The organism is Sphingomonas sp. R1, from assembly GCF_025960285.1.
Taxonomy (GTDB): Bacteria; Pseudomonadota; Alphaproteobacteria; order Sphingomonadales; family Sphingomonadaceae; genus Sphingomonas.
Window position 1 is genome coordinate 1780013 of record NZ_CP110111.1, and the last position, 13647, is coordinate 1793659.

Sequence of the window (13647 nt, forward strand, 5' to 3'; positions counted from 1 at the left end):
CAGCCGGCACGGAATTGCGCACGGCACAAACTTCTACTTGAACCTATTCGGGCGGGCGGGCATCCGCAATAGCGTTGGCAGTGCAGCATGCCTCCCGGCGGGAGGCAGGCGGGATCAATGGGGGACGGCATGGCAGAAGCGACGGTGACCGAAGCGAAGGCGGGCAAACCGCTGAAAATGTGTCTCGCAGCTTCCGGCGGCGGCCATCTGCGGCAGATCCTCGATCTGGAATCGGTCTGGAAGGAACATGACTATTTCTTCGTGACCGAAGACACCGCGCTGGGCCGCAGCCTTGCCGAAAAACACCCGGTCGCGCTTGTCGATCATTATGCCCTCGGCCAGGCCAAGCTCGGCCACCCGCTGCGCATGCTGGGAGGCGCCTGGCGGAACCTGCGGCAGAGCCTGTCGATCATCCGCAAGCACAAGCCCGATGTGGTGATCTCCACCGGTGCGGGTGCGGTCTATTTCACGGCGCTGCTCGCCAAGCTCTCGGGCGCAAAGTTCGTCCACATCGAAAGCTTCGCCCGGTTCGATCATCCTTCCGCCTTCGGCAAGATGGTCAAGGGCATCGCGACCGTGACCATCGTCCAGTCCGCCGCGCTCAAGCAGACCTGGCCGGATGCGGAGCTGTTCGATCCCTTCCGCCTGCTCGACACCCCCCGCCCGCCCAAGCAGCCACTCACCTTCGCCACCGTCGGTGCCACCCTGCCCTTTCCGCGGCTCGTGCAGGCGGTGCTCGATCTCAAGCGGGCCGGCGGGCTGCCCGGCAAGCTGGTGCTGCAATATGGCGATCAGGACCTGGCCGACCCCGGCATCCCCGACGTGGAGATCCGCCGGACCATTCCCTTCGACGACCTCCAGTTGCTGCTGCGCGACGCGGACATGGTGATCTGCCACGGCGGCACCGGATCGCTGGTCACCGCGCTGCGCGCCGGCTGCCGCGTCGTCGCCTTCCCGCGCCGCCACGATCTGGGCGAGCATTATGACGATCACCAGGAAGAGATCGCGCAGACCTTCGCCGATCGCGGCCTGCTCCACGCCGTGCGCGACGAGCGCGAACTGGGCGCGGCAGTGGAGGCCGCCAAGGCGACCGAGCCGCAGCTCGCCACCACCGATCACACGGCGCTCGCCGGCCGCCTGCGCGAGTTGCTGGCACAGTGGAGTGCCAAGCGATGAGCGCGCCGCGGATCAGCGTCGTCATCCCGCACTACAATGATCCGGACTCGCTGCGACAATGTCTCGATGCACTGCAGCATCAGACGATCGGGCGAGAGGCCTTCGAGATCATCGTCGGCGACAACAACTCCCCCTGCGGCCTGGCGGCAGTGGAAGCCGCCGTAGCCGGGCGCGCGCGGATCGTCACGATCCTGGAGAAGGGCGCCGGACCGGCGCGGAACGGCGCCGCGGCGGAAGCGCAGGGCGAGATTCTCGCCTTCACCGACAGCGACTGCGTCGTCGAGCCCGGCTGGCTGGCCGGGGGCGTCGCCCATGTCGCCCCGGGCCGCTTCGTCGGCGGCCACATGTATGTGCTCAAGCCGGAAGGGCGACTGACCGGCGCGGAAGCACTCGAGATGGCGCTGGCCTTCGACAATGAAGGCTATGTTCGCCGTGCGAAGTTCACCGTTACCGCCAATCTGTTCGTCATGCGGGCCGATTTCGAGCGCGTCGGCGGATTTCGTACCGGAGTCTCGGAAGATCTGGAATGGTGCCACCGCGCCATCGCCACGGGTCTCGCGATCGACTATGCCCCCGAGGCCTCGGTAGGCCACCCGCCCCGGCCGGACTGGGCAACGCTACTGGTCAAGACGCGGCGCATCCAGCGCGAGCTGTTCCTGTTCAATATCGAGCGCCCGCGCGGCCGGCTGCGCTGGCTTGCGCGCTCGACGCTGCAGCCTGCGTTGATTCCGGCGGATACCGCCAAGATCCTGCGCACGCCCGGCACCCGCGGGTCCCGTATAGCTGCCGTCGGCACGCTTGTCCGCCTGCGTTTCTGGCGCGCTGGCGCCGGCCTGCTGCAACTGCTCGGCAGACCAATCTGATGAAGGCGGGGCGGCCATGGTGCGCCGCCCCGTCTCCTGTCCTCACACCGCCGCGAGCGCCTCTTCCAGCGTCCCGCTGTCGATCCGCAGGCGTCCCACCATCAGCCAGAGATAGACGGGCAGCGAATCATCGTTGAAGCGGAAGCGGCGCTCGCCGTCCTGCGCATCGCTCTCCAGGCCGAGCTGGCGGCTCAGCGCGTCGAGTTCCTGCTCGACCTGCGCCGCAGTGATCGTGCTCCCCGGCAGCAGCTCGACGACTGCCTGGCCGGTGAACCAGCCATCGGTCGAACGCGACGCCTCGCCCAGCGCGGCGACCAGCGGATCGTAGCGACCGCCGACGAACTTGCGCATCTCCAGCACGGCGCGCGGCGACATCCGGCCTTCTATTTCCAGGATGGCCTGGTCGAGCGCGCGGCGCAGATGGCCCAGATCGACGGTCAGCCGCCCCTGGTCGAGCGCCTCGAGCGCCGCATGGTGGCACAGCAGCCGCGCGAAATAGGGCGACCCCAGCGCCAGCAGGTGGATGATCCGGGTGAGGTTCGGATCGAAGCGCAGGCCCGAGGCGGTCTCGCCGAGCGCGATCATCTCCTGTACCTCGGTTTCCTCGAGCCGCGGCATCGGCAGGCCGATGATGTTGCGGCGGATCGAGGGTACGTAGCCGACGAGTTCCTGCAGGTTCGACGAGACGCCGGCGATCACCAGCTGAACGCGCGCGGAGCGGTCCGAGAGGTTCTTGATCAGTTCGGCGACCTGCTGGCGGAACCGGGTATCCGTCACGCGGTCATATTCGTCGAGGATGATCAGAACACGGGTGCCGGTGATGTCGGCGCACAGATCGGCGAGTTCGCCCGAATCGAACGATCCGGTCGGCAGGCGATCGGCGAGGCTTCCGCCCGATTCCGCCTCGCCCGCATTGGGCGAGACGCCGCGATGGAACAGCAGCGGCACATCTTCTAGCACCGCGCGGAACAGGTCGGCGAAGTTGGCATTGGCGCCGCAGGTCGCGTAGCTGACGATGTAGCTGGATTCACGCGCCACGTCGGTCAGCACATGGAGCAGCGAGGTCTTGCCGATGCCGCGCTCGCCATAGAGCACGACATGGCTGCGCTGGCTCTCGATCGCCGAGATCAGCCGCGCCAGCACCTCGAGGCGACCGGCAAAGCTCGAGCGGTCCGCCACCGGCTGGGTGGGCGTGAAGAAGGTGGCGAGCGCAAACCGCGCGCGGGTGATCTCGCGACGCTCTTCCCGGCGCCGGTCGAGCGGGCGATCGAGCGCCGAAGCGCGAAAGGTCGGAAAGTCGGGTCGCCCGCGGCCCGCATGCGCGTCGCGATGGGGAACGACGGTGGCGGCCAGCGGGAAATATCCGTCCTCCTCCGGTACGTCCCGACGCCCAAAGGGCCACAAGAACTTCAGCGCGGATCCTACAGCCACTCGAACACCTCTTAATTTCGGACGCCGCCACGCTCGGCAGCGAACCCCTGGTTCGCGCCTTCTGGCGCCTCCCCCAAACGATCCGGCCCCGCCTGTATCAGCGGCGCTTGAAAAACTCGTACGGTTTGATCACGAACGCAATGTACGCCAGCACCAATACAATCGTGAGGATTGCGAAAACATGATAGTTTTCGTTCCCGAGATAATTGGCGACGGCACATCCGACCGCGGGAGGCAAATAGCTGATCATCGTGTCGCGCACTACCGAATCCGCCTGGGATCGTTGCAAGAAGATCACGATCAGGCCGGCGAATATCGCGATGGTCACCCAATCATAGGGCGTCTGCATGCATGTCCTTTCTTTTCGGCGCCGGAATCGAAGGACTTCCGACGTCGCCCGAACCGCACTAGCAGCGGACGGTGCAACTCGCTAGATACCGCGGTGCAGGATAAAAGCTCGTTAAAACGCGACCCTAGGAATAGCGCGGTAGCGCCGGCATGCGAGAGGTCGGGCATGCGGAAGGCCGAAGCGGCCGGGACAGCACCGGATGGGAGGATATTCCCGTAGTGGGAGTGGCGAGGCCATGGCATCCTCAGATCCGGTTGCTTGTACTGGAGGCCATTGATAATGAAGCCAGGACCCGGGGGAACATTCGTGCCAGTAAAAGACGTTCAGCAAGCGGTAGAAGTGCGCCTCGGCGATCGTGTCTCGCGATCGTGCCGCGTGCTCGCGCTGCTTGCGACGGCAACGGCGATCCAGCCCGCGCTCGCGCAGCGACAGGCGTTCACGCCACGCCCGAGCGGCAGCGAGCGCCAGATCAGCGTGCATGCAACGGGACAGCTCGAGTACAACGACAACGTCGTGCTCAACGACCCGCGCATCACCAGCGGCGCGCGCGGCGACGTGATCGCCTCCCCCTCGCTCGATCTGAGCATTGTCCTGCCGCGTGCGACCGGACAGCTCTATCTCGCGGGCACGGTGGGCTATCGCTTCTATCGTCGCTACACGAACTTCAATCGCGAGAATATCTCGCTCACCGGCGGCGGCGACCAGCGGATCGCGTCCTGCGTGGTGCATGGCGAAGTCGGCTATCAGCGCCACCTGACGGACCTGTCCAGCGTCCTCGTCCAGGATACTGCGCCCGCGCTCAACAACACGGAAGAAGCGCGCGCCTATTCCGCGGACATCGGCTGCGGGTCCGCCTACGGCCTGCGCCCTGCACTTGCCTATTCGCGCAACGAGGTTCGCAACAGCCTCGCCCAGCGCAAGTTCGCCGATTCCGACACCAACACGGTCACTGCCCAGTTGGGCCTGACGTCGCCGGCGCTGGGCACCGTGTCGGTGTTTGGACGCATGTCCGACAGCAGCTACATCCATCGCACGGTACCGGGGGTCAGTGGCCGGGACGGCATGAAGAGCTATGCGGCCGGCGTCCAGCTCGAGCGGGCGGTCTCCAGCCGACTGAATTTCCGCGGCTCCGTCAATTATTCGAAGGTCGACCCCAAGCTCGCCTCGACGCCGGGCTTCAGCGGGATCGGATTCGATCTGTCGGCGGTATATTCGGGCGATCAATATGGCGTGCAGCTCCTTGCGTCGCGCAACCCGCAGCCCTCCACGCTGCTGTTCGTAGGCTATGAAATCGTGACGACCGTATCGGCAACGGCAACCCGTAAGCTGAGCGATCGGACCCAACTCTCGCTACAGGCCACCAAGACCTGGCGCGAGCTTGCCTCTTCGCGGTTGTTCACTCTTGCGCCGACGACGGGCAACGACAACACGCTGACGCTGTTCGGCACCGTGAACTTCCGACCCAATCCTCGGCTGAACTTCTCGCTGGGTGCGGGCTATAACAAGCGCACCAGCAATATTGGGCTGTATCAATACCGCTCCAAACGTATCAATCTCACGACGTCGCTGTCGCTCTGACAAGGGCCGTATTCATGCATGACAAACACCGTTTCGTGATCCTTTCGGCGCTCACCGGAATTGCCGTACTCGCCGCGCCCGCGGCAGCGCAGATTCCCACCCGGTCCGTTCCGACGCCGGCGCGGGCGCGCCCGGCGACCCCGCCAGCGGCCCCGCAGCAGCAGACGACGGCAGTGCCGACAACGGCAGCCACCGCCACCCCGCCGGCTGCGGGTGCGGCGCCGGCCGGCTACAAGATCGGCGTCGACGACGTGATCGAGGCGGACGTTCTGGGCCAGTCGGACTTCAAGACCCGCGCGCGCGTGCAAGCGGACGGTACCGTCACCCTTCCCTATCTCGGCGCCGTGCAGGTACGGGGCGAGACCGCCGTCACGCTGGCCGAGAAGCTCGCCGGCCTGCTGCGCGCGGGTGGCTATTACGCGAAGCCGATCGTCAGCGTCGAAGTCGTCAGCTTCGTCAGCAACTATGTGACGGTGCTGGGCCAGGTGACCACGGCCGGCCTGCAGCCGGTGGATCGCGGCTATCACGTCTCGGAGATCATCGCGCGCGCCGGCGGCCTTCGCGCCGATGCGGCCGATTTCGTGGTGCTCACCCGCGCCGACGGCACCAGTGCCAAGCTGAACTACAAGCAGCTGGCCCAGGGCGGCCCGGAGCAGGATCCGGTGGTCACGCCTGGCGACAAGCTGTTCGTGCCGGAAGTCGAGCACTTCTACATTTATGGCCAAGTTAACGCGCCTGGGGTATACGCGATTCGAACGGACATGACGCTCCGTCGCGCGCTGGCACAAGGCGGCGGCCTTACCCCCGCCGGCTCGTCGAAGCGAGTGAAGGTCTCGCGCGACGGCCAGGAAATCAAGTTGAAGATGGACGATCCGATCAAGCCTGGCGACACGATCGTCATCGGCGAGCGGTTGTTCTGATCTAGGCAATGTTGACAGCGGACGAGGCGCACCAGTGAATATCATTCAGTTCTTCCGCATTCTCTGGGTGCGCCGGTGGATCATCCTCCCGGCGTTTCTCGTCTGCGTCACCACCGCGGCGCTGGTGGTCCAGTTCCTGCCCGAACGCTACCGCGCGACCACGCGGCTGGTGCTCGACACCTTCAAGCCCGATCCCGTCACCGGCCAGGTGATGAACTCGCAGTTCATGCGCGCCTATGTCCAGACGCAGACCGAGCTGATCGAGGACTATGCGACCTCCGGCCGCGTGGTCGACGAACTGGGCTGGGCCAACGATCCTGCCAACATCGCTGCCTTCAACGCCTCGTCCTCGGCGGCGACCGGCGACATTCGCCGCTGGCTCGCAAAGCAGATCTCGGACAACACCAAGGCGGATGTGATCGAGGGCAGCAACATCCTCGAAATCTCCTACTCGGACAGCTCGCCCGAGCGTGCCGAGCGTATCGCCAACCTGATCCGCACCGCATTCCTCGCCCAGTCGCTCGCCGCCAAGCGCCAGGCGGCGGCGAAGTCGGCCGACTGGTACACCCAGCAGGCGGAAGCGGCACGCCAGTCGCTGCTCGCGGCGGTGCAGGCGCGCACCGACTTCGTGAAGAAGTCCGGCATCGTGCTGACCGAGACCGGTTCGGATCTCGATACGCAGAAGCTCGCACAGCTCCAGGGCGCGAGCGCGATACCGTCGGCACCGGTCGTCGCGGCCGCCAGCGGCATGGGCCCGGCGCAGCTCCAGCTTGCCCAGATCGACCAGCAGATCCAGCAGGCGGCCACCAATCTCGGCCCGAACCACCCGGCCTTCCAGGCCCTGCAGCGCCAGCGCGAGGTGCTCGCCCGCGCAGCGGCGGCGGAACGCAGCCAGGCAAGCGCCAGCGGCCCCGGCCGCGGCGCGCTGGAAAGCGAAGCCAATGCCCAGCGCGCCCGCGTGCTCGGCAACCGCCAGGATGTCGACAAGGTCATGCAGCTCCAGCGGGACGTCACGCTGAAGCAGGACCAGTATATGAAGGCGGCCCAGCGCGTCGCCGATCTGCGCCTGGAAGCAAGCAGCAACGACACGGGCATGAGCACGCTGAGCGAAGCCAGCGCGCCGGAAACGCCCTATTACCCCAAGGTGCCGATGATCATCGGCGGCGCGGCCGGCTTCGGCCTCGGCCTCGGCGTGCTGGTCGCGCTGCTCGTCGAACTGCTCGGTCGCCGCGTGCGCAGCGCCGAGGATCTCGAAGTGGCGGTCGATGCGCCGGTGCTGGGCGTGATCCAGAGCCGTGCCTCGCTCGCCGCACGCCTGCGCCGCGCCCAAGAAACCCTCGGCGACCGCGCCGAAACGCACGGAGCTTCAGTAAACTGATGGACGCGATGACCAGCGAACCGCTGCCCGAAGGCGAGCGCCCGAGCGCCGTTCCGACGACACCCGACACTACCGGCGTCCTGGAATATCAGCTCGTCCTGTCCGACCCGAACGGCATCGAAGCGGAAGCCATTCGCGCGCTGCGCACCCGCATCATGGCGCAGCACCTGCGCGAGGGCCGCCGCGCTCTGGCGATCTGCGGCGCCTCTGCCGGCGTCGGCTGCAGCTTCACCGCCGCCAACCTCGCGACGGCGCTGGCGCAGATCGGCATCAAGACCGCGCTGGTCGATGCCAATCTGCGCGACCCGAGCATCGGCATCGCCTTCAACATCGCCGCCGACAAGCCGGGCCTCGCCGACTATCTCGCCTCGGGCGATATCGACCTCGCCTCGATCATCCACCCGACCAAGCTGGACCAGCTGTCGGTGATCCATGCCGGGCATGTCGAGCACAGCCCGCAGGAACTGCTGTCCTCCGAGCAGTTCCACGACCTCGTGACGCAGCTGCTGCGCGAGTTCGACATCACGATCTTCGACACCACGGCCGCGAACACCTGCGCTGATGCGCAGCGCGTCGCACATGTCGCCGGCTATGCGATCATCGTGGGGCGGAAGGATTCGAGCTACATCCGCGACGTCAACACGCTCACCCGCACGCTGCGGTCGGACCGCACCAACGTCATCGGCTGCGTCCTGAACGGCTATTGAATTGGATTCCATGACCGCGACTGCGCTGGAGCGGCAGCGAGGACGGCGACAGGGGGGCTATTGGCTCGCGGTCGCCGGCCTTGCGGCACTCGCCATTCCCACTTTCGTCACGCTCGGCCGCGAAACCTGGAGCGCCGAAGGTGGCGTGCAGGGGCCGATCGTGCTGGCGACCGGCGCCTGGATGCTGGCGCGGCAACGCGACAGCCTCGTGGCGCTCCGGCGCCCCGGCAATATGGCGCTGGGCGCATTGTGCCTGTTGCTGGCGCTGGGCATCTACACCGTCGGTCGCGTGTTCGACTTCATCAGCATCGAGACGTTCGGGCTGGTCGCGACCTTCGTGGCGGCTGCGTTCCTCTATTTCGGCGTCCGGGCGCTGCGCGCTGCGTGGTTCCCGACCTTGTGGCTGTTCTTCCTCGTGCCGCCGCCGGGCTGGATCGTCGATCGCGTCACCGCGCCGCTCAAGGAGTTCGTCTCCTATGCCGCCACCGGCTTCCTGTCCTGGCTGGACTATCCGATCCTGCGCCAGGGCGTGACGCTGTTCGTCGGCCCCTATCAGCTGCTGGTCGAGGATGCCTGTTCGGGGCTGCGCTCGCTCTCCAGCCTCGTCGTCGTCACGCTGCTGTACATCTACATCAAGAACAAGCCGTCCTGGCGCTACGCGTTGTTCATCGCCGCGCTGGTGATCCCGGTCGCGGTGATCACCAACATCCTGCGCATCGTCATCCTCGTGCTGATCACCTATCATATGGGCGACGAGGCCGCGCAGAGCTTCCTCCACGTCTCCACCGGCATGGTGATGTTCGTGGTCGCGCTGCTCTGCATCTTCGCCATCGACTGGGTGGTCGAACAGCTCTTCACACGGCGCCGGAGGCCCCATGTTCAACCGGCGTGACCTGCTGATCGGCGCGGGCTGCTTCGCCGCCGCCGGCGCCTCGCTCGGCCTCAAGCCGCATCGTCGCATGGACCTGCTCGGTGCGACCAAGCTCGATGCGCTGATGCCCAAGGCATTTGGCGGCTGGAAGGCCGAGGATACCGGTGCGCTGATCGCCCCCGCGCGCGAAGGCAGCCTGGAAGACAAGCTGTACAACCAGGTGGTCGCCCGTGCCTTTTCGCGCGCCGACGGCACCCAGGTGATGCTGCTGATCGCCTATGGCAACGCCCAGACGGATCTGCTGCAGCTCCACCGACCGGAAGTCTGCTACCCGTTCTTCGGCTTCACCGTGGTCGAGAGCCACGAGCAGACCATCCCGGTGACGCCGCAGGTGACGATTCCCGGACGGGCGCTGACCGCGACCAACTTCAACCGCACCGAGCAGATCCTCTACTGGACCCGCGTGGGCGAATATCTGCCGCAGAACGGCAACGAGCAGCTGTTCGCCCGCCTCAAGAGCCAGCTCCAGGGCTGGATCGTCGACGGGGTGCTGGTCCGCATCTCGACGGTGACGGCGGAAGCCGAGGACGGCCTCAACGCCAATCTCGATTTCGCGCGCGAGCTGGTGAAGACGCTCGATCCGCGCGTGCTGCGCCCGTTGCTCGGCACCCAGGTAACGCGCGACCTGGCGCCGCGCGCCTGAACGCAAAAGGGGCGGCGCAGACCGCCGCCCCTCCCTCTCCTTCTCGTCGCGTACCCGCGCTCAGCGCTCGTGCAGCGCGTCGCTGCCGGTTTCGAGCATCGGGCCGACGAGATAGCTCAGCAATGTCCGCTTGCCGGTGACGATATCGGCACTGGCGATCATGCCCGGCCGCAGCGGCACGTGCCCGCCATTGGCGATGACATAGCCGCGGTCCAGCGCGATCCGCGCTTTGTAGACCGGCGGCTGGCCTTCCTTCACCTGCACCGCCTCGGGCGCGATGCCCACCACCGTGCCGGGGATCATGCCATAGCGGGTGTGCGGGAACGCCTGCAGCTTCACCTTTACCGGCATGCCGGTGCGCACGAAGCCGATATCGCTATTGTCCACCATCACCTCGGCCTCGAGCCGGGCATTGTCCGGCACCAGCGACAGCAGCGGCTTGGCGCCCTCCACCACGCCGCCTTCGGTGTGGACCTGCAGCTGCGAGACCGTGCCGCTGACCGGCGCGCGCAGTTCGCGGAACGAACTGCGCAGATTCGACTTGGCGACTTCCTCGCTGCGCGCCCGCACGTCGTCCTGCGCCTTCACCAGATCCTGGAGCACCTGCGCGCGCGCCTCCTCGCGCGTCCTGATCGACATGCTGCTGGCACTGCGCGACTGCTGACCAAGCTTGGCCACCGTCGCCCGCGCCGCGGTGAGGTCCTGCCGTTCGGAAATGAGCTGGCGGCGCATCTCGACCACGCGCAGTTTCGAGACATAGCCCTTGGCGGCCATCGCCTCGTTCGCGGCGATCTGCTGCTCGAGCAGCGGCAGCGATTGTTCCAGCTTGCGAACCTGCGCCTGTGCCTCGGCCGAGGCGGAAGCGGCGGCACCGCTGTCCGATCGGCCGCCAGCAAGCATCGCCTCGATCTGGCCGAGCCGCGCGCGTGCGAGGCCGCGATGCGTCTCGATCTCGGCGGCGCCTGCGGCGGCGGGCGCGGCGAAGCGGAAGCCCTTTCCGTCCAGCGCGTCGATGATCGCCTGGTTGCGCGCGGCATCGAGCTGGGCGCTGAGCAGCGCCACGCGCGCCTGCGCGGCTTCGGCTGCCGACATGGTGGGATCGAGCGTGATCAGCACCTGGCCCTTCTGAACCTTCTGCCCCTCGCCCACCAGAATGCGCCGGACGATACCGCTTTCGGGGGACTGCACGATCTTGGTCTCGCCGATCGGGGCGATGCGGCCCTGCGTCGGCGCCACCACTTCCACGCGGCCGATTGCCAGCCAGGCGGCGGTGATCGCCAGCCCCGCCACCATCACGCGGCCGGTGAGGCGCGCGGTGGGCGACACCGGACGTTCGATGATCTCGAGCGCGGCCGGCAGGAATTCGGTATCATAGGCATCGGCGCGAGCGGGCAGCACGGTGCCGCGCATGCGGGCGATCGGGCCGCCGCGGCCGATCGGAACAACGGCGTTCATGCGGCAATCTCCCCATAGCCGCTTTGGCGGCGGTGCAGGTCGGCATAGCGGCCGCCCAGGCGTAGCAGTTCGTCATGCCGGCCGCTCTCGACGATGCGGCCCTGCTCCAGCGTGATGATCCGATCGCAGGCGCGTACCGCGGACAGGCGGTGGGCGATGATCACCAGCGTGCGGCCCGCCGAGATGGCGCGCAGATTGTTCTGGATCAGCTCCTCGCTCTCGGCATCCAGCGCGGAGGTCGCCTCGTCGAACACCAGGATGCGCGGATTGCCGACCAGCGCGCGGGCGATGGCGAGCCGCTGACGCTGGCCGCCCGACAGGTTGACGCCGCGCTCGACGATCTCGGTGTCATAGCCGCGCGGCTGACGCAGGATGAAATCATGCGCACCCGCCAGCGTCGCCGCCGCCACGACATGCTCGAACGGCATCGCCGGGTTGGACAGCGCAATGTTCTCGCGGATCGAGCGGCTGAACAGCAGATTTTCCTGCAGCACGACGCCGATCTGCCGGCGCAGCCAGGCGGGATCGAGCTGGGCCACATCCACCTCGTCGACCAGCACGCGGCCCAGATCGGGGGTGTTGAGGCGCTGCAGCAGCTTGGCCAGCGTCGACTTGCCCGACCCCGAGGAGCCGACGATGCCAAGCGACGTGCCGGCGGGGATGTCGAGCGTGATGTCGCTCAGCACCGGCGGCTGGTCCTCGGCATAGCGGAAGGTCACGTTTTCGAAGCGGATCGCGCCGCGCAGCACCGGCAGCGTCGCGGCGGAGGCCGGCCGCGGCTCCGCCGGATGGTTGAGCACGTCGCCGAGGCGCTCGATCGCGATGCGGACCTGCTGGAAGTCCTGCCACAGCTGGGCCATGCGGATCACGGGGCCGGAAACGCGCTGGGCGAACATGTTGAACGCCACGAGCGCGCCGACGCTCATCGCGCCACCGATCACGGCCTTGGCGCCGAAGAACAGGATCGCCGCGAAGCTCAGCTTGGAGATCAGCTCGATCGCCTGGCTGCCGGTGTTGGCGACGTTGATCAGCCGCTGCGACGAGGCGGTATAGGCGGCGAGCTGGCGTTCCCAGCGATTCTGCCAGTGCGGTTCGACCGCGGTCGCCTTGATGGTGTGGATGCCGGAGACGCTCTCGACGAGCAGCGCGTTGCTGGCGGAGCTCTTCTCGAACTTGTCCTCGACACGCGTGCGCAGCGGGCCCGCGACGCCGAACGAGACCATCGCATAGGCGACCAGCGACACGATCACGACGCCGAACAGCATCGGCGAGTAGAACAGCATCGCGCCGAGGAACACGACCGTGAACAGCGGATCGACCATCACCGTCAGCGACGCATTGGTGAGGAATTCGCGGATGGTCTCGAGCTGGCGGACCCGGGTGACGGTGTCGCCCACCCGCCGCTTTTCGAAATAGCCGAGCGGCAGCGCCAGCAGATGGTGGAACAGCCGCGCGCCCAGCTCGACGTCGATCTTCTGCGTCGTCTCGGTGAACAGGCGCGTGCGGATCCAGCCCAGCGCCACCTCCCAGACCGACACGGCGAGGAAGGCGAAGGCGAGCACGCTCAGCGTGCTCATGCTGTTGTGGACCAGCACCTTGTCGATCACGCTCTGGAAGAGCAGCGGCGCCGCGAGGCCGAGCAGGTTGAGCGCCAGGGTGATGCCCAGCACCTCGAGAAACAGCCTGCGATACCGCTGGAACTGTGCGGCGAACCAGGAGAAACCGAATCGCAGCGCCTGGCCGGCCACGGCGCGCGTCGTCAGCAGCACGAGCGTGCCGGACCACAGCGCATCCAGCCCCTCGCGGTCGACCTGTTCGGGGGCGTGGCCGGGACGCTGGATGATCACGCCATGCTCGGTCAGGCCACCGATCACGAACCAGCCCTCCGGGCCGTCGGCGATGGCCGGCAGCGGCTGGCGGGCCAGACCGCCGCGCGGCACGTCCACCGCCTTGGCGCGCACGCCCTGCTGGCGCTTGGCGAGCAGGATCAGGTCGTCGACGCTGGCACCCTCGGCATGGCCCAGCATGTGCCGCAGCTGTTCGGGGGTGACGGCGATGTTGTGGACGCCGAGCAGCAGCGACAGCGCCACAAGCCCGGATTCGCGCAATTCGCCCTCGCGCTCGGCGGCAGCCTGGGCGGCGAACGCGCCCTGGAGCTGGGCCTGCATCTCGTCGCGTGTCATTCCGGTACTCTGCCTCCATGGCGCTACTGATCG

12 protein-coding genes are annotated in these 13647 nt (G+C 67.1%); 8 read left to right on the plus strand and 4 right to left on the minus strand.

Translation table 11 applies throughout. The features are described 5' to 3' along the window. Positions 1–129: 129 nt before the first annotated feature. Both welK and OIM94_RS08615 read left to right on the plus strand, forming a co-directional pair. Positions 130–1176, plus strand: coding sequence for a beta-1,4-glucuronosyltransferase WelK (gene welK / locus OIM94_RS08610; protein WP_264609648.1), 1047 nt, complete (start codon positions 130–132; stop codon positions 1174–1176). Next, positions 1173–2039, plus strand: coding sequence for a glycosyltransferase family 2 protein (locus tag OIM94_RS08615; RefSeq protein WP_264609649.1), 867 nt, complete (start codon positions 1173–1175; stop codon positions 2037–2039). Before welK ends, OIM94_RS08615 begins: the two co-directional genes overlap by 4 nt. A gap of 42 nt (positions 2040–2081) precedes the next feature. Here OIM94_RS08615 and OIM94_RS08620 read toward each other — a convergent pair whose 3' ends face one another. After that, complete coding sequence (locus tag OIM94_RS08620) at positions 2082–3470, minus strand: ATP-binding protein (protein ID WP_264609650.1); 1389 nt, start codon at positions 3468–3470, stop codon at positions 2082–2084. A 97-nt stretch (positions 3471–3567) separates the two neighbouring features. Further along, positions 3568–3819: an XrtV sorting system accessory protein gene (locus OIM94_RS08625; protein WP_010542644.1), complete on the minus strand. Its 252-nt coding sequence runs from the start codon at positions 3817–3819 to the stop codon at positions 3568–3570. A 375-nt stretch (positions 3820–4194) separates the two neighbouring features. Here OIM94_RS08625 and OIM94_RS08630 point away from each other — a divergent pair, with 375 nt between their 5' ends. From OIM94_RS08630 to epsI, 6 genes are read left to right on the plus strand one after another with little or no spacing between them, the layout of a single operon-like run. Continuing rightward, entirely contained in the window at positions 4195–5397 is a 1203-nt protein-coding gene (locus OIM94_RS08630) for a gellan polysaccharide biosynthesis protein GelF (protein ID WP_264609651.1), read from the plus strand. A 14-nt stretch (positions 5398–5411) separates the two neighbouring features. Further along, complete coding sequence (locus tag OIM94_RS08635; protein WP_264609652.1) at positions 5412–6317, plus strand: SLBB domain-containing protein; 906 nt, start codon at positions 5412–5414, stop codon at positions 6315–6317. Between the two features lie 34 nt (positions 6318–6351). Continuing rightward, on the plus strand, positions 6352–7695 hold the full coding sequence (locus OIM94_RS08640; protein WP_264609653.1) for a GNVR domain-containing protein: 1344 nt from the start codon (positions 6352–6354) through the stop codon (positions 7693–7695). Further along, complete coding sequence (locus OIM94_RS08645) at positions 7695–8402, plus strand: CpsD/CapB family tyrosine-protein kinase (RefSeq protein ID WP_264609654.1); 708 nt, start codon at positions 7695–7697, stop codon at positions 8400–8402. The genes OIM94_RS08640 and OIM94_RS08645 overlap by 1 nt, the downstream gene beginning before the upstream one ends. A 10-nt stretch (positions 8403–8412) precedes the next feature. Continuing rightward, the gene (xrtV, locus tag OIM94_RS08650; RefSeq protein WP_264609655.1) at positions 8413–9294 is read left to right on the plus strand and encodes an exosortase V; all 882 of its coding nucleotides are present in this window, start codon (positions 8413–8415) and stop codon (positions 9292–9294) included. Then, a complete protein-coding gene (gene epsI / locus OIM94_RS08655) occupies positions 9278–9976 on the plus strand; it encodes an exosortase-associated protein EpsI, V-type (RefSeq protein WP_264609656.1) in 699 nt (232 codons plus the stop codon). Before xrtV ends, epsI begins: the two co-directional genes overlap by 17 nt. Positions 9977–10036: 60 nt before the next feature. Here epsI and OIM94_RS08660 read toward each other — a convergent pair whose 3' ends face one another. Together OIM94_RS08660 and OIM94_RS08665 are read right to left on the minus strand one after the other, a co-directional pair. Continuing rightward, positions 10037–11431: an HlyD family type I secretion periplasmic adaptor subunit gene (locus OIM94_RS08660; RefSeq protein WP_264609657.1), complete on the minus strand. Its 1395-nt coding sequence runs from the start codon at positions 11429–11431 to the stop codon at positions 10037–10039. Then, positions 11428–13614, minus strand: a complete 2187-nt coding sequence (locus OIM94_RS08665; protein WP_319801146.1) for a type I secretion system permease/ATPase — start codon at positions 13612–13614, stop codon at positions 11428–11430. Before OIM94_RS08665 ends, OIM94_RS08660 begins: the two co-directional genes overlap by 4 nt. Positions 13615–13647 lie beyond the last annotated feature (33 nt).

What these genes read in the sequence shown, in the direction of transcription:
- welK (WP_264609648.1), top strand. Translation starts at nt 130, where the DNA reads ATGGCAGAAGCGACGGTGACCGAAGCGAAGGCGGGCAAACCGCTGAAA.
- OIM94_RS08615 (WP_264609649.1), top strand. Translation starts at nt 1,173, where the DNA reads ATGAGCGCGCCGCGGATCAGCGTCGTCATCCCGCACTACAATGATCCG.
- OIM94_RS08625 (WP_010542644.1), bottom strand. Translation starts at nt 3,819, where the DNA reads ATGCAGACGCCCTATGATTGGGTGACCATCGCGATATTCGCCGGCCTG.
- OIM94_RS08635 (WP_264609652.1), top strand. Translation starts at nt 5,412, where the DNA reads ATGCATGACAAACACCGTTTCGTGATCCTTTCGGCGCTCACCGGAATT.
- OIM94_RS08645 (WP_264609654.1), top strand. Translation starts at nt 7,695, where the DNA reads ATGGACGCGATGACCAGCGAACCGCTGCCCGAAGGCGAGCGCCCGAGC.
- xrtV (WP_264609655.1), top strand. Translation starts at nt 8,413, where the DNA reads ATGACCGCGACTGCGCTGGAGCGGCAGCGAGGACGGCGACAGGGGGGC.
- epsI (WP_264609656.1), top strand. Translation starts at nt 9,278, where the DNA reads ATGTTCAACCGGCGTGACCTGCTGATCGGCGCGGGCTGCTTCGCCGCC.
- OIM94_RS08660 (WP_264609657.1), bottom strand. Translation starts at nt 11,431, where the DNA reads ATGAACGCCGTTGTTCCGATCGGCCGCGGCGGCCCGATCGCCCGCATG.
- OIM94_RS08665 (WP_319801146.1), bottom strand. Translation starts at nt 13,614, where the DNA reads ATGACACGCGACGAGATGCAGGCCCAGCTCCAGGGCGCGTTCGCCGCC.